The sequence below is a fragment of the Methylobacterium pseudosasicola genome (genome assembly GCF_900114535.1).
GTDB classification, from domain to species: domain Bacteria; phylum Pseudomonadota; class Alphaproteobacteria; order Rhizobiales; family Beijerinckiaceae; genus Methylobacterium; species Methylobacterium pseudosasicola.
On the sequence record NZ_FOTK01000051.1, the window covers coordinates 1 to 21,893 of the forward strand.

General features: G+C 68.2%; 29 protein-coding genes. 16 read left to right on the forward strand and 13 right to left on the reverse strand.

Translation table 11 applies throughout. The features are described from left to right. Both BM228_RS28985 and BM228_RS34170 read right to left on the reverse strand, forming a co-directional pair. Positions 1-289 (reverse strand): transposase (locus BM228_RS28985; RefSeq protein WP_139234246.1); only part of this gene is annotated, 289 nt, incomplete at its 3' end. A 281-nt stretch (positions 290-570) separates the two neighbouring features. Then, positions 571-1,014 carry a hypothetical protein gene (locus BM228_RS34170; protein ID WP_139234247.1) on the reverse strand — a complete coding sequence of 148 codons (444 nt, stop codon included), beginning with the start codon at positions 1,012-1,014 and terminating at the stop codon, positions 571-573. Between the two features lie 239 nt (positions 1,015-1,253). Between BM228_RS34170 and BM228_RS28990 the strand changes: the two genes are divergently transcribed. Beyond that, positions 1,254-1,754 carry a DUF1203 domain-containing protein gene (locus BM228_RS28990; RefSeq protein WP_092046134.1) on the forward strand — a complete coding sequence of 167 codons (501 nt, stop codon included), beginning with the start codon at positions 1,254-1,256 and terminating at the stop codon, positions 1,752-1,754. On the opposite strand, the gene BM228_RS28995 is transcribed toward BM228_RS28990, so the two are convergent. The 4 genes from BM228_RS28995 to BM228_RS29010 all read right to left on the reverse strand — a co-directional run bounded on the left by BM228_RS28995 (position 1,732) and on the right by BM228_RS29010 (position 4,544). Beyond that, positions 1,732-2,202 carry an arsenate-mycothiol transferase ArsC gene (locus tag BM228_RS28995; RefSeq protein ID WP_092046135.1) on the reverse strand — a complete coding sequence of 157 codons (471 nt, stop codon included), beginning with the start codon at positions 2,200-2,202 and terminating at the stop codon, positions 1,732-1,734. The genes BM228_RS28990 and BM228_RS28995 overlap by 23 nt on opposite strands. An 87-nt stretch (positions 2,203-2,289) precedes the next feature. Further along, complete coding sequence (locus BM228_RS29000) at positions 2,290-2,772, reverse strand: UPF0262 family protein (protein ID WP_092046137.1); 483 nt, start codon at positions 2,770-2,772, stop codon at positions 2,290-2,292. Between the two features lie 10 nt (positions 2,773-2,782). Next, positions 2,783-4,078: a histidinol dehydrogenase gene (gene hisD / locus BM228_RS29005; RefSeq protein ID WP_092046139.1), complete on the reverse strand. Its 1,296-nt coding sequence runs from the start codon at positions 4,076-4,078 to the stop codon at positions 2,783-2,785. 19 nt (positions 4,079-4,097) lie between these two features. After that, the gene (locus BM228_RS29010) at positions 4,098-4,544 is read right to left on the reverse strand and encodes a DUF2948 family protein (RefSeq protein WP_092046140.1); all 447 of its coding nucleotides are present in this window, start codon (positions 4,542-4,544) and stop codon (positions 4,098-4,100) included. A gap of 188 nt (positions 4,545-4,732) precedes the next feature. Here BM228_RS29010 and BM228_RS29015 point away from each other — a divergent pair, with 188 nt between their 5' ends. Next, the gene (locus BM228_RS29015; RefSeq protein ID WP_425285014.1) at positions 4,733-5,158 is read left to right on the forward strand and encodes a hypothetical protein; all 426 of its coding nucleotides are present in this window, start codon (positions 4,733-4,735) and stop codon (positions 5,156-5,158) included. A gap of 6 nt (positions 5,159-5,164) precedes the next feature. Here the strand turns inward: BM228_RS29015 and BM228_RS29020 are convergent, their stop codons facing one another. The 3 genes from BM228_RS29020 to murA all read right to left on the reverse strand — a co-directional run bounded on the left by BM228_RS29020 (position 5,165) and on the right by murA (position 7,269). Further along, positions 5,165-5,593, reverse strand: a complete 429-nt coding sequence (locus BM228_RS29020) for a helix-turn-helix domain-containing protein (RefSeq protein WP_092046142.1) — start codon at positions 5,591-5,593, stop codon at positions 5,165-5,167. Beyond that, positions 5,590-5,895: a type II toxin-antitoxin system HigB family toxin gene (locus BM228_RS29025; RefSeq protein ID WP_092046177.1), complete on the reverse strand. Its 306-nt coding sequence runs from the start codon at positions 5,893-5,895 to the stop codon at positions 5,590-5,592. The genes BM228_RS29020 and BM228_RS29025 overlap by 4 nt, the downstream gene beginning before the upstream one ends. Before the next feature lie 84 nt (positions 5,896-5,979). Continuing rightward, positions 5,980-7,269, reverse strand: a complete 1,290-nt coding sequence (gene murA / locus BM228_RS29030; RefSeq protein ID WP_092046143.1) for a UDP-N-acetylglucosamine 1-carboxyvinyltransferase — start codon at positions 7,267-7,269, stop codon at positions 5,980-5,982. A 611-nt stretch (positions 7,270-7,880) separates the two neighbouring features. On the opposite strand from murA, the gene hemA reads away from it, so the two are divergent. The 9 genes from hemA (at position 7,881) to BM228_RS29085 (ending at position 15,942) form a co-directional block, all read left to right on the forward strand. Further along, positions 7,881-9,149, forward strand: coding sequence for a 5-aminolevulinate synthase (gene hemA, locus BM228_RS29040; protein WP_425285015.1), 1,269 nt, complete (start codon positions 7,881-7,883; stop codon positions 9,147-9,149). A 258-nt stretch (positions 9,150-9,407) separates the two neighbouring features. Further along, a complete protein-coding gene (locus tag BM228_RS29050) occupies positions 9,408-10,205 on the forward strand; it encodes an inositol monophosphatase family protein (protein ID WP_092046146.1) in 798 nt (265 codons plus the stop codon). An 82-nt stretch (positions 10,206-10,287) separates the two neighbouring features. After that, a complete protein-coding gene (locus BM228_RS29055) occupies positions 10,288-10,833 on the forward strand; it encodes an adenine phosphoribosyltransferase (RefSeq protein ID WP_092046148.1) in 546 nt (181 codons plus the stop codon). A gap of 180 nt (positions 10,834-11,013) precedes the next feature. Beyond that, positions 11,014-11,148 carry a 50S ribosomal protein L34 gene (gene rpmH / locus BM228_RS29060; RefSeq protein ID WP_007558110.1) on the forward strand — a complete coding sequence of 45 codons (135 nt, stop codon included), beginning with the start codon at positions 11,014-11,016 and terminating at the stop codon, positions 11,146-11,148. A 137-nt stretch (positions 11,149-11,285) separates the two neighbouring features. Further along, on the forward strand, positions 11,286-11,897 hold the full coding sequence (rnpA, locus tag BM228_RS29065; RefSeq protein ID WP_092046150.1) for a ribonuclease P protein component: 612 nt from the start codon (positions 11,286-11,288) through the stop codon (positions 11,895-11,897). Further along, entirely contained in the window at positions 11,887-13,746 is a 1,860-nt protein-coding gene (gene yidC / locus BM228_RS29070; RefSeq protein ID WP_092046151.1) for a membrane protein insertase YidC, read from the forward strand. Before rnpA ends, yidC begins: the two co-directional genes overlap by 11 nt. Before the next feature lie 11 nt (positions 13,747-13,757). Further along, positions 13,758-14,411, forward strand: coding sequence for a ribosome biogenesis GTP-binding protein YihA/YsxC (gene yihA, locus BM228_RS29075; RefSeq protein ID WP_092046153.1), 654 nt, complete (start codon positions 13,758-13,760; stop codon positions 14,409-14,411). Between the two features lie 2 nt (positions 14,412-14,413). Continuing rightward, entirely contained in the window at positions 14,414-14,797 is a 384-nt protein-coding gene (locus BM228_RS29080; protein ID WP_092046155.1) for a DUF423 domain-containing protein, read from the forward strand. 77 nt (positions 14,798-14,874) lie between these two features. Continuing rightward, positions 14,875-15,942, forward strand: coding sequence for a phytanoyl-CoA dioxygenase family protein (locus tag BM228_RS29085; RefSeq protein WP_244537366.1), 1,068 nt, complete (start codon positions 14,875-14,877; stop codon positions 15,940-15,942). A gap of 12 nt (positions 15,943-15,954) precedes the next feature. Here the strand turns inward: BM228_RS29085 and BM228_RS29090 are convergent, their stop codons facing one another. From BM228_RS29090 to BM228_RS29100, 3 genes are all read right to left on the reverse strand, one after another. Continuing rightward, the gene (locus BM228_RS29090; RefSeq protein WP_092046159.1) at positions 15,955-16,629 is read right to left on the reverse strand and encodes a metallophosphoesterase family protein; all 675 of its coding nucleotides are present in this window, start codon (positions 16,627-16,629) and stop codon (positions 15,955-15,957) included. 52 nt (positions 16,630-16,681) lie between these two features. Next, complete coding sequence (locus BM228_RS29095; protein WP_092046160.1) at positions 16,682-17,329, reverse strand: RraA family protein; 648 nt, start codon at positions 17,327-17,329, stop codon at positions 16,682-16,684. A 109-nt stretch (positions 17,330-17,438) separates the two neighbouring features. Then, complete coding sequence (locus tag BM228_RS29100) at positions 17,439-17,933, reverse strand: pilus assembly protein N-terminal domain-containing protein (RefSeq protein ID WP_092046162.1); 495 nt, start codon at positions 17,931-17,933, stop codon at positions 17,439-17,441. 300 nt (positions 17,934-18,233) lie between these two features. Here BM228_RS29100 and BM228_RS29105 point away from each other — a divergent pair, with 300 nt between their 5' ends. From BM228_RS29105 to BM228_RS29115, 3 genes are all read left to right on the forward strand, one after another. Beyond that, positions 18,234-18,398, forward strand: a complete 165-nt coding sequence (locus BM228_RS29105; protein ID WP_092046163.1) for a Flp family type IVb pilin — start codon at positions 18,234-18,236, stop codon at positions 18,396-18,398. A 249-nt stretch (positions 18,399-18,647) separates the two neighbouring features. Next, positions 18,648-19,190 carry an A24 family peptidase gene (locus BM228_RS29110; RefSeq protein ID WP_092046165.1) on the forward strand — a complete coding sequence of 181 codons (543 nt, stop codon included), beginning with the start codon at positions 18,648-18,650 and terminating at the stop codon, positions 19,188-19,190. 95 nt (positions 19,191-19,285) lie between these two features. Beyond that, entirely contained in the window at positions 19,286-20,023 is a 738-nt protein-coding gene (locus BM228_RS29115) for a M48 family metallopeptidase (protein ID WP_092046167.1), read from the forward strand. Between the two features lie 22 nt (positions 20,024-20,045). Here BM228_RS29115 and BM228_RS29120 read toward each other — a convergent pair whose 3' ends face one another. After that, positions 20,046-20,420 carry a hypothetical protein gene (locus BM228_RS29120; protein ID WP_092046168.1) on the reverse strand — a complete coding sequence of 125 codons (375 nt, stop codon included), beginning with the start codon at positions 20,418-20,420 and terminating at the stop codon, positions 20,046-20,048. 242 nt (positions 20,421-20,662) lie between these two features. Between BM228_RS29120 and BM228_RS29125 the strand changes: the two genes are divergently transcribed. Both BM228_RS29125 and BM228_RS29130 read left to right on the forward strand, forming a co-directional pair. Beyond that, a complete protein-coding gene (locus tag BM228_RS29125; protein WP_092046181.1) occupies positions 20,663-21,151 on the forward strand; it encodes an invasion associated locus B family protein in 489 nt (162 codons plus the stop codon). Between the two features lie 23 nt (positions 21,152-21,174). Then, complete coding sequence (locus BM228_RS29130) at positions 21,175-21,807, forward strand: hypothetical protein (RefSeq protein WP_092046170.1); 633 nt, start codon at positions 21,175-21,177, stop codon at positions 21,805-21,807. Positions 21,808-21,893: the final 86 nt, after the last annotated feature.

Consider the following 21,893-nt stretch of genomic DNA (forward strand, 5'->3'; position numbering starts at 1 on the left):
CGATCTCGCCCGCCCCGTGCAGGCGCTCCAAGAGCACCTGATGCAGGCGGGCCCATACGCCGGCCGCCTGCCAGTCGCGCAGGCGCCGCCAGCAACTCATCCCGCAGCCGCAGCCCATCTCCGCTGGCAGCATCTCCCACGGAACGCCTGAGCGCAGCACGAACAGAATGCCGGTCAACGCAGCTCGGTTCTCGATCGGCCGTCGGACACCTTTTGGACGTGGGCGGGACGGCGGCAGAAGCGGCGCAATCTCGGTCCAGAGATCATCGGGCAGAAGCGGACGAGCCATCACGACCAACGCCCGCCCGCCCAATCCGTGCCCGTTCTGTTAGGCGCTCTAAGTTGCCCGGATCCTACGATTCCAGATGTCCGCCTGGCATCGACTGGGCTTCGGGCCCGATCGTTTTCACGCGTAGCCCTTCCCGGGACTCGATGAGGCGACCATCGTGGTCTCAACACCGACATCGACACTCTGGTCTCGGCTAGAGCCTGCAAGCTCCCATGATGATTTCGGCTGTATCCGGGCCTGACTAATCGGCTCCCTGGACCGAATGTCGTGCGAAAAGACGCCTATACGCCACAGCCGCAGCAGGCCCGAACATTGGAAATTCTCTGCTCAGGAGTGCCAAAATTCGCCATAAACATTCCGTAGTTCTTCCAATGCGCAATCCATTGCTTGACGTAATACGGTCCATTGTGTGCTGTTTTCAGCTGATGAGCTGCCCAACAATCCGCGAGCCGATGGGAGCTGGTATGGACGGCAAGAAGTCCGTATTCGTGTACCATGTAGAAATGGCTTGCGTCGGGAACTTGAGTATTCACCAATTCTGATCGGCGGGAACATAGAAACATTCCGTCAGTTCTGGCGAGTGCAATATTTCCCCCAGTGATCGAACAGTTCTGCGTGACGGGAACATCGAGCAAACTTCCGATTGGACTCCATTGTGCGTAGGCCGCGCTGCCCATGAATCCAAGGGCATAAAAACAAACCGGCAAATAAATACGTTTCAACATCAGGTTGTTTCCGGCGTCTGGAGCCCTGTTGCAGACTCATATCAAACCGAAATCTGGGCTAAAACTTTCTTGAACCCCGCGGAAGAGGCCTGGTTACAATCCGCTGCTAAATGTTTTGGCCGGCAAAGGCTCCCTGGTCCCGGGTACCCGATGTGCCAGCGGGTCGGGGATTCTGCAGCAAGGAATGGGACGCTTTCCCCCCGAGGAACCGGCACGGTACCGGCGACAGGGAGAGCGACATGACCCGATACCGCTGCATTCCGATCGACGACGCCGTCGCGGAGCGCTTCCGCAGGAGCGGTCGCGACGATTTCGGCAACCCGGTGCGGCGGGTCACGGCGGCCAGTGCGACCGGGTTTCCCTGCCGGCATTGCCTGTGCTGCGCCGAACCGGGGGAGCCGATGCTGCTCGGATCCTACGATCTCGGGCGACCGCGCGGCGTCTACTGGACCCCGAGCCCGATTTTCTTGCACGTGCGATCCTGCATCAGCTTCGACGCGACGGATGTCGTCGCACCGATCATCCGCGCCAACAGCTTGGTATCGGTCCGGGCCTATGACGCGGAGGATCTGTGCCTGTACGATCTCGGCCATGTCTGTGCCGGTGCGGAGGTCGATGCGGCGCTCCTGCGCGCTCTGGAGGACCCGCGCACGGCATTCGTCAACGTCCACACCGCGCGGCCGGGCTGCCTGCTGTCGCGCGTGGAGCGCGTCGAGGCTACGTCTTCAGCCGCGCCTTGATCCGCTGGGTGAGCCCGTCGCGCACGTCCCGGTAGGCGTCCAGGCGCTGCTCACGGGAGGCATCCTGCAGCAGGGTCGGGTCTGGGGTCGGCCAGTACTCGACATCGGCCGCGATCGTGTGGGTCAGGTCGAGAGCCCGGTGGTGGGCCTCCGGCGAGAGCGTGATGATCAGGTCGAAGTTCAGACCCTCCCAATCTTCCAACTCCTCGATGGTGCGGGGGCGGTGCCGGGTCGCGTCGATGCCGATCTCGTCGAGGGCCGCAATCATGAACGGGTCGGTGGGCTCGCCCGAGCGCACGCCGGCCGATTGCACGTAGGTCGATTTGCCGAAATAGGCCCGCGCGATCGCCTCGGCCGCGGCCGAGCGCACGGCGTTGTAGTTGCACATGAACAGGACCGACTGCACCCGCCGCTTCTTCGGGGTGGTCTCGGGGAAAGGCTCAGCCATCGCCGCTCGGGGCCGGACACGGCTCTACGGTCCGGACTGGACGCGCGCGCTTGCGCCGAACCGGGATCCACGTCGGCGGCAAGCGCGTCAGCCTTTCCAGTGCAGGGCGAAGATCAGGGTGAACAGGCGGCGCGCGGTGTCGTGGTCGAGATCGACCTTGCCGTCGAGGCGCTGCTTGAGCGTGTCGGAGGCCTCGTTGTGCAGGCCGCGCCGGCCCATGTCGATCGCCTCGATCTGCGACGGCGAGGCGGTGCGGATCGCGTTGTAGTAGCTCTCGCAGATCATCTCGTAGTCGCGGATCACCCGCCGGAACGGCGTCAGCGACAGGAGATGGGTCATCACCGGCTCGCCCTCAACGGTGCTGATCGCGAAGGACAGCTTGTTCTCCACGAGGCCGAGCGTCAGCGCGTAGGGCCCCTCCCGGCCCGGGATGGTGAAGGAATTGTCCTCGAGGATGTCGAACAGCGCGATCGCCCGCTCGTGCTCCTGATCCGGATTGCCCCGGGCGATCGACGCCTCGTCCAGGCTCACCTTCGCGAGGCGGTTCGGCCCGCGCTGCTTCTCGGCCATCCCCAAGACCTCACAGGTTCAACCGGATCGCGACGGAACGGGCGTGACCCTCCAGACCCTCCGACCGGCCGAGCGTTATCGCTGCCGGGCCGAGCGCCCGCAAGCTCTCCGGCGTGCAGGCGAGAATCGTCGTCCGCTTCATGAAATCCAGAACGCCGAGGCCGGAGGAGAACCGCGCCGAGCGGGCGGTGGGCAGAACGTGGTTCGGGCCGCCGACGTAATCGCCGATCGCCTCCGGCGTGTGCGACCCCAAGAAGATCGCGCCGGCGTTTCGGACCTTGCTCGCGAGCGCCTCGGCATCCTGGGTCTCGATCTCGAGATGCTCGGGGGCGAGCCGGTCGACCAGCGGCACCGCCTCGTCGAAGTTCCGGACCCGGATGATCGCGCCGTAATCGCGCCAGCTCGCCCGGGCGATCTCGGCCCGGGGCAGGGTGGTGAGCGCCCGCTCGACAGCGGTTTCCGCCGCCTCGGCCAGCTCGACGCTGTCGGTGATCAGCACCGCCTGGGCGGCGGTGTCATGCTCGGCCTGGGCCAGGAGATCGGCGGCGATCCAGTCGGGGTTGGCGTGGCCGTCAGCCAGGATCAGCACCTCGGAAGGCCCGGCGATCATGTCGATGCCGACCTGGCCGAACACCCGCCGCTTGGCCGCGGCCACCCAGGCATTGCCCGGGCCGACGATCTTGGCGACCGGCGCGATGCTGGCGGTGCCGTAGGCCAAAGCCGCCACGGCCTGGGCGCCCCCGACCCGGTAGACCTCGTGGACCCCGGAGAGCCGGGCGGCGGCCAGCACCAGAGGGTTGAGGGTGTTGTCTGGCGTCGGCACCACCATGACGATCCGCGGCACGCCGGCCACCCGGGCCGGCACGGCGTTCATCAGGACCGAAGACGGGTAGCTCGCCGTGCCGCCCGGCACATAGAGGCCGACCGATTCCAGCGCCGTCCAGCGCCAGCCGGCGGTGACGCCGAGCGCGTCGGTCGCCCGGTGGTCGTGCGGCTTCTGCTGCGCGTGGAACGCCTCGATCCGCTCGGCGGCGAGGCGCAGGGCCTCCAGGGCTTCAGCCGGGCAGGCCGCCACGGCCGCGTCGATCTCCGCCTCGGTGATCCGCAGGGCGTCGGCGAAGAAATCCGGCCCGAGCCGGTCGAAGCGGCGCGTGAACTCGACCAGGGCGGCGTCGCCGCGGGCGACCACATCCGCGATGATGCCCCGCACTGCCTCGTCCACGTCCTCGGCGATCTCGCGTTTCGCGGTGAGCAGCCGCGCGAAATCGGCGGCGAAATTCGGAGCTTGGCTGTCGAGCCGGACCATCGGATGTCTTTCGTCTGTCTCAGGCCGCCGGGCCGGGCGCGGTCGTCACATCGATCTCGTGGCCGGGGCGGGCGACCGCCTCCCAGACCGGGCCGAGATCCTTCATCCGGACCTCGATGCACTCGACCTCCAATCGCAGAGCCGCGCCGCCGGAGAACACCATGTCGATATGGCCGGAGGGCGGGTCGGTCGCCTCGAAGGTGAGCGCAAGCAGGCTCATCGGCATCGCGTAGCCCGGCGCCAAGCCGCGGGTCTTCACGCGCAGGACGCGCTCGACATGCACGCCGGCCAGGCGCCGCCGCGGCGGGACGTCCGGCGTCCAGTCGAAGCGCCGCACGACCATCAGGAAGCGCTGCTCGCCCGCCAGGTAGGTCAGATCCTCCGGCCGCAGGATCGCGTCCTGGAGGTGCGCGGAGATCACGGTCAGGTCCTCGGTATCGAGGGCGGCGAGCTTGAGCAGCTCCATGAAAGGATCCTCGGGGATAGCTGGGCGCGGCCGGAACGCGACGGCGGCGGCCTCGCGGCAGGCCGTAGGTAGCGGCCCGACCCGGCTCGGGCAACGGCCCGGGTCGGGATCGCGGTCTAAGCGGCGGTTCATCCGAGCCAAGCTAGGCCGGCTGGAACACCGAGACGACGATTCGAGGCAGGACGACGATGGTGAAACGGATCCCGCTCGCGGCCCTGGCCGCGCTGACCCTGGCGCCCCTGCTCGCCGCCCCGGTGCGCGCGCAGGTCGGCCCGGACGCGGATGTCTACATCTACGGCCGCCCCGGGCCGGACCACTACGAGTACGACCGCCGGCGCCGGCCTCCGCCCCCTCCGCCACCGGAGGACGATTGGCACCGCCGGCCTCCCCCCCCGCCGCCTTATGATGATTACGACCGCCCGCGTCGGCGCCCACCGCCTCCGCCGCCCCTGGACGACGATGACGATCGACCTCGTTACGACCGGCGCTGGCGCAGCGGCAGCCTCTGCGTCACCGCAAGGGGCGATTGCCCGACGCGTCCCGCTCCGTACAACGCGCCTTGCGGCTGCGAGATACCGGGCTTCGGCTACAAGCGCGGACAGATCGGCGGCTGAGGTGGCTCAGGCGGCGTCGTGCTCGAGACGATACGGCGCCGCCAGCAGCGCGATCGGCAGGTGCCAGGCTTCGCTGATGGCGCGGATCTGTGCGAGGTTGAGGGGCCGTTTCCGGCTCAGGATCTCCGAGGCGCGCGCCCGCGAACCGAGGAGCCGGGCGAGCTCCGCCTGCGAGCGGCCCATATCGGTGATGGCGAAGTGCAGGATCTCGACCGGATCAGCCGCCGCGATCGGGAAGGCCCGCTCTTCGTAGGCCGCGATCAGGGCGAGAAGAACCTCAAACCGATCGCCGTCGGGTGTTCCGACAGCGGGCTCCTTGGCGAAGTAGCGATCGACTTCCGCAAGCGCCCAACGGTGATCGTCGGCCGTGCGAATTGGCCGGATATCCTTGACCGGCTCTGTGATGCCAGCAGCGTCCGCTTCGATCTGCATCATCCGACCTCCACTCTAAGCGGATCAATGGCATCGTATTCAGCGTGCGTGCCGACAAATTTTATCTGGCACGCTTTGTACGTGTAGGACACTCTGACGATCAGACGGTATTTGTTGCCGCCGATGTCAAAGATGACGCGATTGTCGCCGATGAAGTCCACCGTGTTGCCGAACATGCGCTTGACGTCGGCTGGGCCTACCCATGTGGCTTTCGTGACTTGACCATACCAAGTCCGCAGCGGCACCTCCGATCGGGGATGCCGCGTCCAGAAAGTTACAAGGGCGGAGCGTGCCACGACGTTCACACTCAGGACAGTATCTTGTTCCCGAATTGGGAACAAGATACTTTCGGATTGGCGAGACGCCGTTCAACCGAAATCAGATTTGCTTCAGGCCCGCACCCGCTCGATCTGCGCGCCGCAGCGCCCGAGCTTGGCCTCCAGAGCCTCGAAGCCGCGGTCGAGGTGGTAGACCCGGTTAATCTGGGTTTCGCCCTCGGCGGCGAGGCCGGCGATCACCAGGGATACGGAAGCGCGCAGGTCGGTCGCCATCACGGGCGCGCCTTTCAGCCGCTCGACGCCCTCGACGATGGCGAGGTCGCCTTCGAGGCGGATCTTCGCGCCGAGGCGGGCCAGCTCCTGCACATGCATGAACCGGTTCTCGAAGATCGTCTCGCGGATATGCGATTGGCCTTTGGCGAGCGTCATCAGCGCCATGAACTGCGCCTGCAGATCGGTGGGGAAGCCCGGGAACGGGTCGGTGGTCACGTCGACGGCGACGATACCGGCGCCGTTGCGGCGCACGCGGATCCCGCCCTCGACCTGGCTGATCTCGGCCCCCGTGGTCGACAGCACGTCGAGTGCAGAATGCAGCAACTCGGCCCGGGTATCCTTGAGGATCACGTCGCCGCCGGTCATCGCCACCGCCATGGCGTAGGTGCCGGTCTCGATCCGGTCGGGCAGCACTTCGTGGCGGGCGCCGTTCAGCCGGGCGACGCCCTCGATCTCGATCCGGGGCGTGCCGGCGCCGCGGATCTTGGCGCCCATCTTGTTCAGGCATTCGGCGAGGTCGACCACCTCGGGCTCCCGGGCGGCGTTCTCGATCACCGTGGTGCCGTAGGCGAGGGAAGCCGCCATCAGGGCGACATGCGTGCCGCCGACCGTGACCTTGGGGAAATTGATCTCGGCCCCGCGCAGGCCGTTCTTGGTCTTGGCGACCACGTAGCCGGCGTCGATCTCGATTTCGGCCCCGAGCCGTTCCAGGGCCATGATCAGCAGGTCCACCGGCCGGGTGCCGATGGCGCAGCCGCCCGGCAGAGAGACCTTGGCCTCGCCGAACCGGGCGAGCAGCGGCGCCACCACCCAAAAACTCGCCCGCATGGTCGAGACCAAGTCGTAGGGCGCGGTGGTGTCGATCACGTTCGAGGCGGTCAGCCGGATAGTCTGGCCGGTCTCGGTGGTCTGTCCGGGGCGCTTGCCGACGACCATGTGGTCGACGCCGTGATTGCCGAGGATCCGGGTCAGGGCGGAGATGTCGGCGAGCCGGGGGACGTTGATCAGCTCCAGGGTCTCGCCGGTGAGCAGGCTCGCGATCATCAGCGGCAGCGCCGCGTTCTTGGCGCCCGAGATCGGGATCACGCCGTTGAGGGGCGCGCCGCCGGTGATGTGAATGCGGTCCATCATGTATCCTCGGGCGGCGCACCGTCTTGGCGCGCGGCCGGCCGTTCTCCTGGTGGGCGCCGCGGCGCCCAGGCTTGGCCGTCCTCTATAGACCGGATTTGTCGGAATCTGGACCGCGGGAATCAGGCTCACCTGGGCCGGGCCTGTCGGCCTCCGGCGGCGGCCCTGTCTCGGCGCGCCCGCGCCCCTGAGCTTTTCGGCGGCGCAGATTCTCCCGGAGCGCCGCCTTCAGGCGCTCGGCGCGCGCGTCCTTGCCCTCGCTCATCGCGCGACCCTTCGCCGCCGCAGGCTTGAGGCAAGCGATCCCGTACCAGGGCCGGCCATTCGGCATGACGACAGAGGGATGCTCAAGGATCTGGCGCCGTGTTTCGGTGGGTTGAGGTCGGCAGGGAGGCTAGCGAGTTCGTCCCCGCCTCTCAACGGGTGCAGGGCAGAGATGTCGGAACCTTACCTTGAACCAGTTCCAGATCCGCGCGTATCTTGCGCCCCTCACGCGAAGGACTGGACCGAGGCCGTACCTCGATCGCGGGACTTAGGAGCCGCATTGGCACCGCCCGCACGGCCGCACACGCGAAGGACGCTCGATGACCGTCACCCGGATGCCCAGCACGATGCTCGCCCAAGCGGGCTCGACGCGCGCCGGTTCTGGCTATGAGCGGTACTTCCGGGGCGCCCTGGATCAGCTCCACGGCGAGCGCCGCTACCGCGTCTTCGCCGATATCGAGCGCATCTCCGGCCGCTTCCCCACCGCCAAGTGGCGCAAGCCGGACGGCAAGACCACCGAGATCACCGTGTGGTGTTCCAACGACTATCTCGGCATGGGCCAGCACAAGGAGGTCGTGTCCGCGATGACCGACACCGCCGCCCGCTGCGGCGTCGGGGCGGGCGGTACGCGCAACATCGCCGGCAACAATTCGCCCCTGGTCGATCTGGAACGCGAACTCGCAGACCTGCACGGCAAGGAAGCCGGCCTCGTCTTCACCTCGGGCTACGTCTCGAACCAGGCTGGCATCTCGACCATCGCCAAGCTGATCCCGAACTGCCTGATCCTGTCCGACGCCTTCAACCACAACTCGATGATCGAGGGCGTCCGCCATTCCGGCTGCGACAAGAAGATTTTTCGCCACAACGACCTGCAGCACCTGGAGGAGCTGCTCCGCGCTGCCGGCGACCGGCCGAAGCTGATCGTGTTCGAGTCGGTCTACTCGATGGACGGCGATGTCGCGCCTATCGGCAAAATCTGCGATCTCGCCGACAGCTACGGTGCCATGACCTATCTCGACGAGGTCCACGCGGTCGGCCTCTACGGCCCCCGCGGCGGCGGCATCGCAGAGCGCGACGGCGTGATGCACCGGGTCGACGTGATCGAGGGGACGCTCGCCAAGGGTTTTGGCTGCGTCGGCGGCTACATCACCGCCTCGGCGGCGATCTGCGACGCGGTGCGCAGCTTCGCCCCGGGCTTCATCTTCACCACCGCGCTACCGCCGGCGGTGGCTGCGGCCGCCCGGGCCTCGGTGCGCTATCTCAAGCGCTCGAACGCCGAGCGCGAGGCGCATCAGGCCCAGGCCGCCGCCACCAAGGCGGCGCTCACCGAGGCCGGCCTGCCGGTGCTGGAGACCGAGACCCATATCGTCCCGGTGATGGTCGGGGATGCGGAGCTGTGCAAGGCGGCAGCCGACCACCTGCTCGAGCGCCACGCCATCTACATCCAGCCGATCAACTACCCGACGGTCCCGCGCGGCACCGAGCGCCTGCGCATTACGCCCTCGCCGTTCCACGACGCGGCCCATATTTCCCGCCTCGCCGCGGCGCTGGCCGAGACCTGGGAGACCCTGGACCTGCCGCGTGCCGGGACAGTGTTCGTCGAGGCGGCGGAATAGGGTTTTTACGGTCCCTGCCGGCGGGTTCTTTCGTTCGCTGCATACCTGCGTCGTCACTGGTCATCGACGCATAAAAGTTCGGTTGGACCGACGTAGCTCTCCTTCCTCTGCACGGGGAGGGCTGCGTGCGCGATCCCCGACCCGCAAGCCGTCGTGAGCAAAGCCCCCGCAGCCCGCCATTCCCCGGCAGGCTCGTCTTTTCCGGCGCCGGCCTGTAACCACGGCGCCAGCATCCTTCCCCGAAAAGTCGCGAAACAAATGATCTCCTCTCCGCTCATGACCGTGATGGTCGATGCCGTGCGCAAGGCCGCCCGCGGCCTGCGCCGCGATTTCGGCGAGGTCGAGAATCTCCAGGTCTCGCGGAAGGGCCCGGGCGATTTCGTCTCCGCCGCGGACCGGAAGGCCGAGGAGACCCTGCGCGACGCCCTGATGAAGGCGCGCCCCGGCTACAGCCTCGTGCTGGAGGAGAACGGGGTCATCGAGGGCACCGACAAGAGCCACACCTGGCATGTCGACCCCCTCGATGGCACCTCGAACTTCCTGCACGGCGTGCCGCATTTCGCGATCTCGGTCGGGCTGGAGCGCGAGGGCCAGATCGTGGCCGGCGTCATCTTCGATCCGATCAAGGACGAGCTGTTCGTCGCCGAGCGCGGCAAGGGCGCCTATCTCAACAACCGCCGCCTGCGGGTCTCGGGCCGGCAGGACATGGCCGATGCACTGGTCGGCTATGGCACGCCCTATCTCGGCCGCGGCAGCCATCCGCGGCTGCTGCGCGAGATCGGCGCCGTGATGGCGGTGGCCGGCGGCACAAGGCGGATGGGCTCGGCGGCCCTCGACCTCGCCTACGTCGCCTGCGGGCGCCTCGACGGCTACTGGGAGCGCGACTTGCAGACCTACGATTTCGCCGCGGGCGTTATCCTGGTGCGCGAGGCCGGCGGCTACGTCACCTCGGCGGACGGCGCGGCCGAGCCCCTGGCCGCCCGCTCGGTGGCGTCGGGCAACGAGGTGCTGCACCGGGAGCTGCTCGCCCTGCTCAAGAAGGTCCAGGCGGCCTGATCCGCCGCAAGACTCCTCAAAACTGGTCAGGGGCCGGGGCTTCTGCTTTAAGCGCGCCGTCCCCCACGGAAGGCCCGAACCCATGGAAGCCCGCCGCCACGTCGCGCTGAAGGAATCGATCCGCTCGATTCCCGACTACCCGAAGCCCGGCATCATCTTCCGCGACATCACCACGCTTCTCAGCGACCCGCGCGCCTTCCGGCGGGCGGTGGACGCGCTGGTCCATCCCTATGCGGGCGGGCGAATCGACCAAGTGGCCGGCATCGAGGCTCGGGGCTTCATCCTGGGCGGAGCGATCGCGCATCAGCTGTCCTGCGGCTTCGTGCCGATCCGCAAGAAGGGCAAGCTGCCCCACACAACCGTCTCGATGGCCTACGCCCTCGAATACGGCACCGACGAGATCGAGATCCACGTCGACGCGGTGAAGCCCGGCGACAGGGTGCTGCTGGTCGACGACCTAATCGCCACGGGCGGTACCGCCACCGCGGCGGTGAACCTGCTCCAGAAGATCGGTGCCGAGATCGTGGCCGCCTGCTTCGTCATCGACCTGCCCGATATCGGCGGGGCGCAGCGTCTGCGCGACATGGGCGTCGAGGTGCGCGCCCTGATGCAGTTCGAGGGGCATTGAGCTCCAGGAAGACGTCCACGAAACGTTGACTTCGTGGGACCCATCCGCCATAAGCCCGCCACTCGCGACGTGGCGCCCCGCCTGGGCGCCCTTCGTGTTTGCATACAACCAGGACGCGTGAAGGTCGGGTGCGGCATCAGCCGCCCGCGAGCGCGCCTCGACCTTTGAAGGCTCTGTGCCATGAAGAGAACCTACCAGCCGAGCAAGCTCGTCCGTAAGCGTCGTCACGGTTTCCGTGCGCGCATGGCCACCGCCGGTGGCCGCAAGGTGATCGCGCGTCGCCGCGCCCACGGCCGCAAGCGCCTGTCGGCCTGATCCGGCGGATCCTCGCCGACGCGGTTTGCTCAGGCAGCCGCGCTGCGAGGCGTGAGTATGACGCGGATACGTGGAACCCAGTTTTCCGAACGCGTCATGCACCACACACAATGAGATCGGCCGGGATCGAACCATCGATGGCGACGATCGAGCGGCTGAAGAGGCGGCCTGACTTTCTGGCGACAGCCGAAGGCCGCCGCTTTCATACCGAGCGCATGACCGCCCAGGGCCGCCTGCGGGATCCGCAGGCCGCGGAGGGCCTTCGGCTCGGTTTCACCATCACCAAGCGCGTCGGCCATGCGGTCGAGCGCAACCGCATCCGGCGGCGCCTGCGCGCGGCCGTGAGCTTGGTCGCGTCCGATCTTCCGAGCGAGCTCGCTGGGCTCCCTGCCGACATCGTGCTGATCGCCCGGCGCCCGGCCCTGACCGCGCCCTTCGAGGTCCTGGCCGAAGACCTGCGCCGCGCCCTTCCGACGGTGACGCGCCCGGCCGCGCCGCGGCCGCCCGGGCAGCGGTCCGGCGGCAAAGCCGGCGCCAAGTCTGGCGGCCGGTCCTCCAAATCCACACCTCTCCAGCGCGATGCGGGCTACAACCCCGCGCAGCCTGCAGCTTCCGGCGCGGTGGATCGTGATCCGCCACGGGACGCTGTCAGAGGTCCCCGAATCACGGAAGCGCGCCAGTCCGATGGGGCCGGTGCCGCTCCTGTTGCCACTCCGAACGCGTGCGGCGGTGTCCCCGATGGGCAATGACAAGACGAACATGTTCGTGGCCATCGGCCTGTCGCTGCTGGTGCTGCTCGGGTGGCAGTACTTCGTGGCCGGCCCGCGGGTGGAGCAGCAGCGCCTGATCGAGGCGCAGAACAAGGCCGCGCAACAGCAGCAGCAACCGCCGGGCGTGACCCCGGACGGGGTGCCGTCGCCGTCGCCCAAGGAGGGCGGCCCGGCAGCGCCCGTGCCCGGAACGGTCCCCGGACAGGGTGGCCCGGTCTCCCGCGAGGCGGCGCTCACCCGCTCCCCGCGCATCCGCATCGAAACCCCGGCGCTCAGCGGCTCGATCGCCCTCAAGGGCGGCCGCGTCGACGACGTGTCGCTCAAGAACTACCACGAGACCGTGGACCCCAAGAGCCCGGAGATCGTGCTGTTCTCCCCGGCCGGCAGCGAGACGCCGTACTACGCCGAGTTCGGTTGGGTCGGCGCCAATGCCGGGCCGCTGCCGGGCAGCGAAACCCTCTGGACCAGCGACGGCAAGAGCCTGTCCCCCGGCATGCCCGTGACCCTGACCTGGGACAACGGCGCCGGACTCGTTTTCAAGCGGATCATCGCGGTCGACGACAAGTACATGTTCACGGTCCGCGAGGAGGTCGAGAACAAGGGCTCGGGCGCGGTCACGCTCTACCCGTACAGCCTCGTCTCCCGCTGGGGTAAGCCGCACACCCAGGGCTACTACGTCCTGCACGAGGGCATGATCGGCTACCTCGGCAACGACGGCCTTCAGGAATTCACCTACGACAAGCTCGCCAAGGAGGGCGCCTATGGCGGCGCCAACACCAAGGGCAAGGCTTGGAACGGCGTGACCGGCGGCTTCGTCGGCATCACCGACAAGTACTGGGCCGCGGCGGTCATGCCCGGTGACCAGGACGCGCCCTATACTGGCGCCTTCACCGACCGCACCGACGGCGCCACCAACGTCTACCAGGCGAGCGTGCGCGGCGATGCCGTGAACCTGGCCGCCGGGGCCTCGGCCACTACGACCCAGCGCCTGTTCGCCGGCGCCAAGGAAGTGAACCTGATCAACAACTACGAGAAGGACCTCGGCATCAAGCACTTCGATCTGATGATCGATTGGGGCTGGTTCTTCTTCATCACCAAGCCGATGTTCCGGGCGCTGGACTTCTTCTTCCACCTGTTCGGCAATTTCGGCGTCTCGATCTTGGTGGTGACCTTCTGCCTGAAGCTGCTGTTCCTGCCGATCGCCAACCGTTCCTACGTCTCGATGGCCAAGATGAAGGCCGTGCAGCCCGAGATGGCCGCCATCCGGGAGCGGTACAAGGACGACCGCATGAAGCAGCAGCAGGCCACGATGGAGCTGTACAAGAAGGAGAAGATCAATCCGGTTGCCGGCTGCTGGCCGGTGCTGATCCAGATCCCGGTCTTCTTCGCGCTCTACAAGGTCCTGTTCATCACCATCGAGATGCGGCACGCGCCGTTCTTCGGCTGGATCCACGACCTCGCGGCGCCGGATCCGACGAGCATCGTCAACCTGTTCGGCCTGCTGCCCTTCCCGGCGCCGGACTTCGTCCATCTCGGCGTCTGGCCGCTGATCATGGGCGTGACCATGTTCGTCCAGATGAAGATGAACCCCGCGCCGCCGGACCCGGTCCAGGCTCAGATCTTCACCTTCATGCCGATCGTGTTCACCTTCATGCTGGGCTCGTTCCCGGCGGGCCTGGTGATCTACTGGGCCTGGAACAACACCCTGTCGGTGATCCAGCAATACGTCATCATGCGTCGCAACGGCGTGAAAGTGGAGCTGTGGGACAACCTGCGGTCCACGTTCCGGCGCGGCGGCACCAAGACGGCGGCCACCACCAAGGGCTGATAAGGAAAGTCGTGACCGAGACCAACGACGACGCGGCCGACCTCCTCGAGGCCGGCCGCCTGCTGTTTGCCGGCGCCGCAGACTTCTACGCGGCAGCCCAGGTGCTCGACCGCATCCCGCCCATGGAGGGCGTGGAGATCGCGTTCGCGGGGCGCTCGAATGTCGGCAAGTCGAGCCTGATCAACGCGCTCACCGGCCGCAACACCCTGGCGCGCACGTCGCATACGCCGGGCCGGACCCAGCAGCTCAACTTCTTCCGGATCGGCGACCGCCTGTCGCTCGTGGACATGCCGGGCTACGGCTACGCGGCGGTGGAGAAGGCCAAGGTCGAGGCCTGGACCCAGCTGATCCATGCCTACCTCAAGGGGCGCGCCAACCTCGCCCGGGTGTTCATGCTGATCGACGCCCGCCATGGCTTCAAGTCGATCGACACCGACGTGCTCGATGGCCTCGACAAGGCCGCGGTGAGCTACCAGGTGGTGCTCACCAAGGCCGATTCCCTGAAGAAGGGCGAGGTCGCGAGCCGGATCGCCGGCATCCAGGCGGGTCTGGCCAAGCGGCCGGCGGCCTTCCCGCAGGTGATCCTCACCTCCAGCCGCGACGATCTCGGCGTCCCCGAGCTCCGGGCAGCCGTTGCCAAGCTTCTGGTCGAGCGCGGGGCGTGAGGGTGTCGGGACTCGACCGCGCGCTCGTCGCGCTCGCCTGCCTCGCCGGGCTGCTTGGTGTCGCGCTCAGCGCCGCGGCGGCACACATCCCCGGGGCCGATTCGCTCAAGACCGCGGCCCAGTTCCTGCTGTTCCATGCCCCCGCGATCCTGGCGCTGGCAAGTTTTGCTGCCACCGGTCTGGCGCGGCCCGGCCCGATGCGGGTCGCCGCCGGCCTCCTCGTCCTCGGCCTGATCCTGTTCTGCGGCGACCTCGCGGTGCGGACCTGGCTGCAGCACCCGCTCTTCCCGATGGCCGCGCCCATCGGCGGCTTCGCCCTGATGGGCGGCTGGCTCGTGGGCGCGATCGGCGCCCTGATTCCCCGTCCCTATAATCCGCCTCAGTAACACCGCATTCCGCGCTTTCCTTTCGTCCCAAAGGAGATGGGGCCAGGGGGCGGCACGTGGCGAACGGACTCTCGCGGGTGAAGACGATCGCGCGCAGCTGGGGCACCGCGGCGCGCAACCTCACCCTCGGGCGCGACGACGCTCTGCCGGTCGCCCCCGCGCGTCCTCCGGCCCGATCCTACACGGTTGACGCCGACATCCCGGTCGATATCGGCTGCATCAAGGTCTTTCGGGCGGAGAGCTTTCCGGAATCCGGGCCGAGCCCGTGGCTCGACCGTCCCGACGCGTTGGACACAATCGAGCGGCGCGTCGCCCGGGGCGAGATCACGGCCAGGCAGGCCGAGATCTGCCGGTACTGGACCGAGCACGGATACTACGTCGCTCGCGGGGCGATCGACCCGGACACGATCGACGAGGCCTGGACCGCCTACGAGGCCGCCATCGCCCGGGGCGACCTGACCCTGGCGCCCGAGAAGGCGGCCGAGGACGATCCCCATCCGGGCCGCTACCTCAACCCGCATCTCAAGGTCGAGGAACTCGACCGGTTGCTCAAGCACCCCGTGCTGCTCAATTTCAGCAGCCTCGTGCTCGGGCGGCAGGCGATCCCGTTCCAGACGATCGCCTCACACAAGGGCAGCCAGCAATCCGAGCACTCGGATTCGATCCACATGACCACCTATCCGCTCGGCTATCTCGCCGCGTGCTGGGTCGCCATGGAGGACATCCACGCCGATTGCGGGCCGCTGGTCTATTATCCCGGCACCCACCGGCTGCCCTACCTGTTCAGCCACGATGTCGGCATCTCGACGGACGATTTCCGCGAGCGCGGCTATGCGGCCTATTCGGAGCGCTACGAGCCCGCGATCAAGCGCGAGATCGCCGATCACGGCGCCGAGCCGCAGCACTTCCTGGCCCGCAAGGGCGACGTGCTGTTCTGGCACGCCAATCTCCTGCACGGCGGATCGGCCCGCAACGACCTGCGCCATTCGCGCAAGGCGCTGGTGCACCATTACTTCGCCGAAGGCTGCATCTGCTACCACGACCTGTCGTCGAGCACGTCCGCCGTTCACGGCCCGGTGGAGAGCCTGCCGACCTGCGGCGCGTCGAGCCCCGACATCAAGGTCCGCCGGAAGATCGCTTCGTAGCCGGATCCGGGATCAGGCCGCGCGCACGGACAGGAATTCCAGCGCCGGCCCCTGGGTATCGGAGAAGATTCCGGCGGTGAGCGCACCGCCATAGACCGCGCCGGTGTCGAGGTTGGTCCGGAAACGACGCCGTTCCGGGCGGCCGTCCCGCTGGGGCGTGTGGCCATGGACCACGTGCCGGCCGAAATCGTGGTCGCCCTCCAGGAACGGCTCGCGGATCCACAGGCGGTCATGCACGTCCGAGTCCGGCGCCGCCGTGCCCGGTTGGAAGCCGGCATGGACGTACCAGCGGGCCGCGTCTCCGTGCAGGGTCGGCAGCGACTCGATCCAGTCGAGGGTGTCGCGCGGCAGGCCGCCGAGATCCCGCGCGCCGAACGAGTCGAGCGTTTCCTCGCCGCCGTAATGGAGCCAGTGACGCGCGGCTTCCGGCGTCAGCAGCGCGTCGAGCAGCATGCGCTCGTGGTTGCCCATCAGGCAGGTGACGCGCTCGGGCTCGGCCCAGTGCAAGCGGCTGATTGTGCGCAGCACCGCCGCGCTGTCGGGGCCGCGGTCGATATAGTCGCCCAGGAAGACCAGCCGGTGGGGGCGGTCGCCGGCATGGGCGGCGATCCGTTCCAGCAGGGTGTCGAGCAGGTCGGCGCAGCCGTGGATGTCGCCGATGGCGTAGGTGAGGGTCTGGGACTCCATGCGGCATCGTCCACGGGAGACGCCTGATCCGCAAGGCTTGGCCAGCCGATCCTCAGCCCTTCGCCTCCCGGGCGTAGCGGCCGTCGTACCGGCCGGACCGGATCAGCGCGAGCACCTCGGCCTCCCGGGTCGCCTGCGCGCGCACGGCCTCGATCAGGCTCGAGGCGAGGGCGGGCGGAAAGGTCACGACGCCGTCCGCATCGCCCACCACCACGTCGCCCGGATTCACCGTCCAGCCGCCGATCGACACCTGCACGTTGATCGCGCCGGGTCCTGTCTTGAACGGCCCCCGGGGCGTCGCGGCCCGGGCGTAGCAGGGGAAATCCGAATCGGCGAAGGCGTCGGTATCGCGCACGGCCCCGTCAATCACGAAGCCGGCCACGCCCCGGCTCTCGGCGATCGCCTTCATGATGTCGCCCACCAGCGCCCGGCTGGTGTCGCCGCCGCCATCCACCACGATCACATCTCCGCGACGGACCTGCTCCAGCGCCTGATGGATCGCGAGGTTGTCGCCCGCCCGCACCCGCACCGTGAACGCCGTGCCGATGAGCCGGCCCCGCCGGTGGAAAGCGCGCAGGCCGTGCAGCACCGGCATCCGGTCGAGGCAATCGCTGATCGTCGGCGTCGAGACCTCCTGGAAGGCGGCGAGCACATCGGGATCGACGGCGGGCGGCGGTGGATTGTGCGTGATGCCGGGCATCGGCGAGAGACCTCCCTGACGGCGCGCCGGGGAGCCAACCGAATCGACTCGAGGTCGCGCCGAGGCCAGATCTTGCCTCAGGATCCGTGTGGTGTCGCGTTCAGCGCCTTCAGTGTTCCGCGGGCTGGGGGCCGGCCGCGCCGCCGCCGGTGGCGAGCTTGCGGCGGGCATCGGCCTGGCCGCTGGTCGTCCCGAAGTAATTGGCCGAGTCGCCGAGCTGGACCGCCGGCTGGCAGTTCGGGGTGCAGGACAGCGATTCCCGATCCAGGCCACGCTGGACCGTGATGGTCGAATCCCGCGACGCCTCGACCCGGATCATCGTCTCGGCGATCAGGCCGCCGGCCGTGTCGAGGGCGATCAGGTTGGTCGAGCCGAAGCTCTTGCCGGTGAGCACCAGCACGCCGTTCTTCTGCGGCGTGACCTCGGCGATGATCGGGTTGCCGACGATCACGGTCGCGGTCTTCTCCGGCAGGCGGATCACCTTGGCGTTGTCCACCAGCACCGTGACGACGGGCAGCGGTTCCGGCTGGGCGGCGACGACGGAGGCTCCCGTCAGCAGGAGGACGAGGCCGGCTCGGGCCCCATTCGACAGGGTGCGGCGCATCGGGGGTTCTCGGAAGCGATCGGCGCCTGCGCGTGGCGACGCCTGAAGCTGTAGCGCTAGCCCGGGACCGGTGAAGGAACCGCTAAGCATGAGAAAGCCGCACCAATGTTCGGCAGCGGCGAAACTGATCCTTCACTAAACCCACAGCGGGGCCGGCCCGAACTTTGATCGATGTGTGATTTAACCGAATTTCAAGGCGTATCGGACACTCTGCGACTGCCGCCGATCGAGACGTAGAAATCTTCGTCGGTCATCTCACAACGTCCACGCTGCAAGTTCTTGATCGAAGGATCGCCCCCCATGAAGACCCTGTTCTCGCGTTTCGCCTCCGACGAGTCCGGTGCCACCGCGATCGAGTACGGCATGATCGCCGCCCTGATCGCCGTCGTCATCATCGGCGCCCTGCGCACCGTCGGCAGCTCGCTCACCGCCAAGTTCAGCGCGATCTCCGCCAACCTGAACTGATCGGTTTACGAAACGGACAGGATCTGCGGCAGGTTCGAGGCTCCGTCGCACCTGAAGCCGTTTCCGATCGCGTTGCAATCGGGAACGGCTCCAAGGTCTTCATGTGACGCGCTCGCTGACGCCGAACCGGTATCCACATCGGCGGCGAGCGCTCTCGCGATGGGGTCTCGGCCGGCCGGATCCGCCGTTCGGCAGCGGCCTCGCTCCCGAGCCGCTTGCCCATCACGCACGGATAGGGTTGGTCCCGAGATGGTTGGCGCAGGATCGGCGATCGCGAGTCTCAGCACGGCCGGTTTCGGCCTGCTGGTGCTGTTCCCGTTCCTGATGGCCTACGCCGCGGCGAGCGACCTGCTGACGATGCTGATCCCGAACCGGATCTCGTTGGCCCTCGTCGCAGGCTTCGTGCTGCTCGCTCTGACCGGCCCGATGGACTGGTCCGAGATCGGCCTTCACCTCGGCGCCGGGGCCGCCGTCCTGGCGGTGACCTTCACGCTGTTCGCCTTCGGGGTGATCGGCGGGGGCGACGCGAAGCTCGCCGCCGCCACGGCGCTCTGGATCGGCTTCGACGGCCTGGGCGATTATCTCCTGGCGGCCTCGATCTTCGGCGGCGCCCTGACCCTGGCGATCCTGGCCGTGCGCGCCTATCCGCTGCCGATACGCGTCGCGCGCCTGCCCTTCGCGCTGCATCTCCACGACGCCAAGACCGGCATCCCCTACGGCATCGCGCTGGCCGCCGCCGCCCTGCTGGTGGTGCCCGAGACCGAGGTCTGGACCCGGACGCTCGCCGGCTGACGCGGCCACGCCTCACGAAGCTGCCACGCCGGAACCTTGGCGATTCCCGCTTTCAGGATCTGGAGCGCCGGTTCCGGGCCGGCTAGAACGGTGCCATGTCGTTCGCGCTGCTGCGTCGTCCCGATCCCGACCACCTTGAGGTCCAGCACGAGGGAGCCAGCCTCCAGATCGCGCTGCGCCGTCGCCCGACCGCGCGCCGGATCACCCTGCGGGTCTCGGCCGCCACCGGCGAGGTCGTGATCACCCTGCCGAGCCGCACCGCGGTGAACACCGCCCAACGCTTCGCCACGAGTCACGCCGGCTGGATCGCGGCGCGCCTCGCCCGCGTGCCCGAGCGGGTCGTGTTCGCGCCCGACGCGGTGCTTCCGCTGCGCGGCGAGCCGCATCGCGTGCATCTGCGCGACACCCGCAGCGGGACGGTGCGCGTCGAGGCCGGAGGGGAAGGGGAGCCGGTGATCTCGGTCTCCTGCGAGCCGGCCCATGTCCCGCGCCGGGTCCGGGACTTTTTGACCCGCGAGGCGCGTCGGGATCTCACCGAGGCGGTGGAGCGCTACGCGCCGCTCCTGGGCCAGAGGCCGGCGCGCATCACCCTGCGAGATACCCGCAGCCGCTGGGGATCCTGCACGGCTCGGGGCGAGCTGAATTTCTCGTGGCGCCTGATCCTGGCGCCCCCGATGGTGCTCGATTACCTCGTCGCCCACGAGATGGCGCATCTGCGCGAGATGAACCACTCGGCCCGGTACTGGGCGCTGCTGGGCGGGCTCTGCCCGAATGTCGACGCGGCCGAAGCGTGGCTGAAGCGCAACGGCACCAGCCTGCACCGCTACGGCTGACCGGGCCTCAGCCCGCCTTTGTTCAACCCTTGGCGCGCAGGACCTTCTGGCGCGTCACGGCCTCGCCGGGCCAGGTCGGCCGCGGATCGACCTGGCCGGGCTCCAGGGTGCGCGGCGCCACGCTGTCGCAGACCTCGCGCTGGCGGATGATCACCGGGTTGCCGAAGGTGTCACGTCGGCGGACCAGACCACCCTCGCGGCAATAGCCGGCGATCGCGGCCTGACCGTTGCGGCCGCCATAGGGGTTCACCGCCACCGGCGGATGCTCGACGATCAGCGTGTCGGAGCGATTGAGGGAATGCTCGATATAGGTGGTCTCGGAGACCGGAAGCGACTGCGCCCCGGCCTGCGCGAGGGTGGCCATCAAGCAGGCGGCCGAGAGGGCGGACAGGCGCATCACAGCTTCAGGATCCTGCGCTGGAGGAAGAGCTCCCTTCATTTAGGCCGTTCTGCAACCCTCGGGTAGCGTCAAGGCGCAACACCGGAGCCGGCATCGCTTGACAGCGCAGGGCCGGCCATGGTCGGAACACCCCCGATTTTACGGCCCCGCCGGTCCTCGGCGGTGGCGTTCCAAAGGGTTCGGTGGTGCCGCTTCACGCGAGGCTCGATCGTTTTCGGCGCGTGCTCCGGCGCGTCGCGCTGCCGGTATGCCTCGCGCTCTCCGCGGCTACACTCGCATCCGCGGGGCCTGCGGCCGCCCAAGGCATGGTGCGCAAGACCTTCGACGACTGGCAACTGCGTTGCGAGACGCCGGCCGGCGCGAAGGCCGAGCAATGCGCCCTGGTGCAGTACCTGGCCGCTGAGGATCGCCCGAACCTCACCCTGGTGGTGATCGTGCTGAAGACGGCCGATAACCGCGGCTATCTGCTGCGGGTGGTGGCGCCGCTCGGCGTACTCCTTCCCTCCGGCCTGGGCCTCAAGATCGACCAGACCGATATCGGCCGGGCCGGTTTCGTGCGCTGCCTCACCACCGGTTGCGTGGCCGAGGTGGTGATGGATGACGGCCTGATCCGCCAGTTCAAGGGCGGGACGCAGGCGACCTTCATCGTGTTCCAGACGCCCGAGGAGGGCGTCGGCATTCCGCTCTCGATGAAGGGCTTCGCGGCCGGGTTCGACAGCTTGAAATGACGAGGCCGCTCGGGAGCCGTGCGATGATCGGAGGTCGTGACCTGTTCCTGGGCCTGTGCGGCCTGATCCTCGCCGGGTCGCTGTCCGCGAGCCCGGCTTGCGCCGAGGACGGCAACGTCTTCTCCAACCTGTTCAAGTTCGGCGGCACGACGGTGCCGCCGTCGCAGGCCCAGAGCCTCGATCCGCCCTATTGCCCGCCGGTCGAGGTGGCCGAGAATGGCGCGGCCTATCGCATCCTCGCCGGGAGCGACGTGCGCACCCAGTACTCGGTAGGCCGACTGGCGCGGGAATGCGCCCGCCGCCAGGACGGTTCGGTCACCGTCAAGGTCGGCGTCGAGGCCAACGTCCTGCTCGGCCCGAAGGGCGCGCCGGGCCGCTTCGACGTGCCGGTGACGATCCAGATCCGCCACGAGGGCAAGGTGGTCGCGAGCCGCGTCGAGCGGTCCACCGTGGTCGTCGCCCCGGGTGAAGCGCAGGGCTTCACCACCATCGTCGCCGAGGAGCTTACGGTGCCGCCGGCGGCGGCCGAGGATTACGACATCACCGTCGGCGTCGGCAGCAGCAAGGGCACCGGTGAGAAAGCCGCCGCCAAGCCGCGGCGCAGGAAGCCGGCAGTCGCCGCGGAGCCCGCCAGCGGAGGCGACGCTGCCCAGTGATGCCGCGGCGCGTCTCGTCGATCCGACTCCGCTAACGGGAACAGCCGGACCCGGCGCCGCCTGGCTCGGCCGCGCGACGCGGTTTC

Bases quoted from the DNA above. Each gene is read 5' to 3' on its own strand.
- BM228_RS34170 (WP_139234247.1), bottom strand. From the start codon at position 1,014: ATGTTGAAACGTATTTATTTGCCGGTTTGTTTTTATGCCCTTGGATTC.
- BM228_RS28990 (WP_092046134.1), top strand. From the start codon at position 1,254: ATGACCCGATACCGCTGCATTCCGATCGACGACGCCGTCGCGGAGCGC.
- BM228_RS28995 (WP_092046135.1), bottom strand. From the start codon at position 2,202: ATGGCTGAGCCTTTCCCCGAGACCACCCCGAAGAAGCGGCGGGTGCAG.
- BM228_RS29000 (WP_092046137.1), bottom strand. From the start codon at position 2,772: ATGGCCGAGAAGCAGCGCGGGCCGAACCGCCTCGCGAAGGTGAGCCTG.
- hisD (WP_092046139.1), bottom strand. From the start codon at position 4,078: ATGGTCCGGCTCGACAGCCAAGCTCCGAATTTCGCCGCCGATTTCGCG.
- BM228_RS29010 (WP_092046140.1), bottom strand. From the start codon at position 4,544: ATGGAGCTGCTCAAGCTCGCCGCCCTCGATACCGAGGACCTGACCGTG.
- BM228_RS29015 (WP_425285014.1), top strand. From the start codon at position 4,733: ATGGTGAAACGGATCCCGCTCGCGGCCCTGGCCGCGCTGACCCTGGCG.
- BM228_RS29020 (WP_092046142.1), bottom strand. From the start codon at position 5,593: ATGATGCAGATCGAAGCGGACGCTGCTGGCATCACAGAGCCGGTCAAG.
- murA (WP_092046143.1), bottom strand. From the start codon at position 7,269: ATGGACCGCATTCACATCACCGGCGGCGCGCCCCTCAACGGCGTGATC.
- hemA (WP_425285015.1), top strand. From the start codon at position 7,881: ATGCTCGCCCAAGCGGGCTCGACGCGCGCCGGTTCTGGCTATGAGCGG.
- BM228_RS29050 (WP_092046146.1), top strand. From the start codon at position 9,408: ATGATCTCCTCTCCGCTCATGACCGTGATGGTCGATGCCGTGCGCAAG.
- BM228_RS29055 (WP_092046148.1), top strand. From the start codon at position 10,288: ATGGAAGCCCGCCGCCACGTCGCGCTGAAGGAATCGATCCGCTCGATT.
- rpmH (WP_007558110.1), top strand. From the start codon at position 11,014: ATGAAGAGAACCTACCAGCCGAGCAAGCTCGTCCGTAAGCGTCGTCAC.
- rnpA (WP_092046150.1), top strand. From the start codon at position 11,286: ATGGCGACGATCGAGCGGCTGAAGAGGCGGCCTGACTTTCTGGCGACA.
- yidC (WP_092046151.1), top strand. From the start codon at position 11,887: ATGGGCAATGACAAGACGAACATGTTCGTGGCCATCGGCCTGTCGCTG.
- BM228_RS29090 (WP_092046159.1), bottom strand. From the start codon at position 16,629: ATGGAGTCCCAGACCCTCACCTACGCCATCGGCGACATCCACGGCTGC.
- BM228_RS29095 (WP_092046160.1), bottom strand. From the start codon at position 17,329: ATGCCCGGCATCACGCACAATCCACCGCCGCCCGCCGTCGATCCCGAT.
- BM228_RS29100 (WP_092046162.1), bottom strand. From the start codon at position 17,933: ATGCGCCGCACCCTGTCGAATGGGGCCCGAGCCGGCCTCGTCCTCCTG.
- BM228_RS29105 (WP_092046163.1), top strand. From the start codon at position 18,234: ATGAAGACCCTGTTCTCGCGTTTCGCCTCCGACGAGTCCGGTGCCACC.
- BM228_RS29110 (WP_092046165.1), top strand. From the start codon at position 18,648: ATGGTTGGCGCAGGATCGGCGATCGCGAGTCTCAGCACGGCCGGTTTC.
- BM228_RS29115 (WP_092046167.1), top strand. From the start codon at position 19,286: ATGTCGTTCGCGCTGCTGCGTCGTCCCGATCCCGACCACCTTGAGGTC.
- BM228_RS29120 (WP_092046168.1), bottom strand. From the start codon at position 20,420: ATGCGCCTGTCCGCCCTCTCGGCCGCCTGCTTGATGGCCACCCTCGCG.
- BM228_RS29130 (WP_092046170.1), top strand. From the start codon at position 21,175: ATGATCGGAGGTCGTGACCTGTTCCTGGGCCTGTGCGGCCTGATCCTC.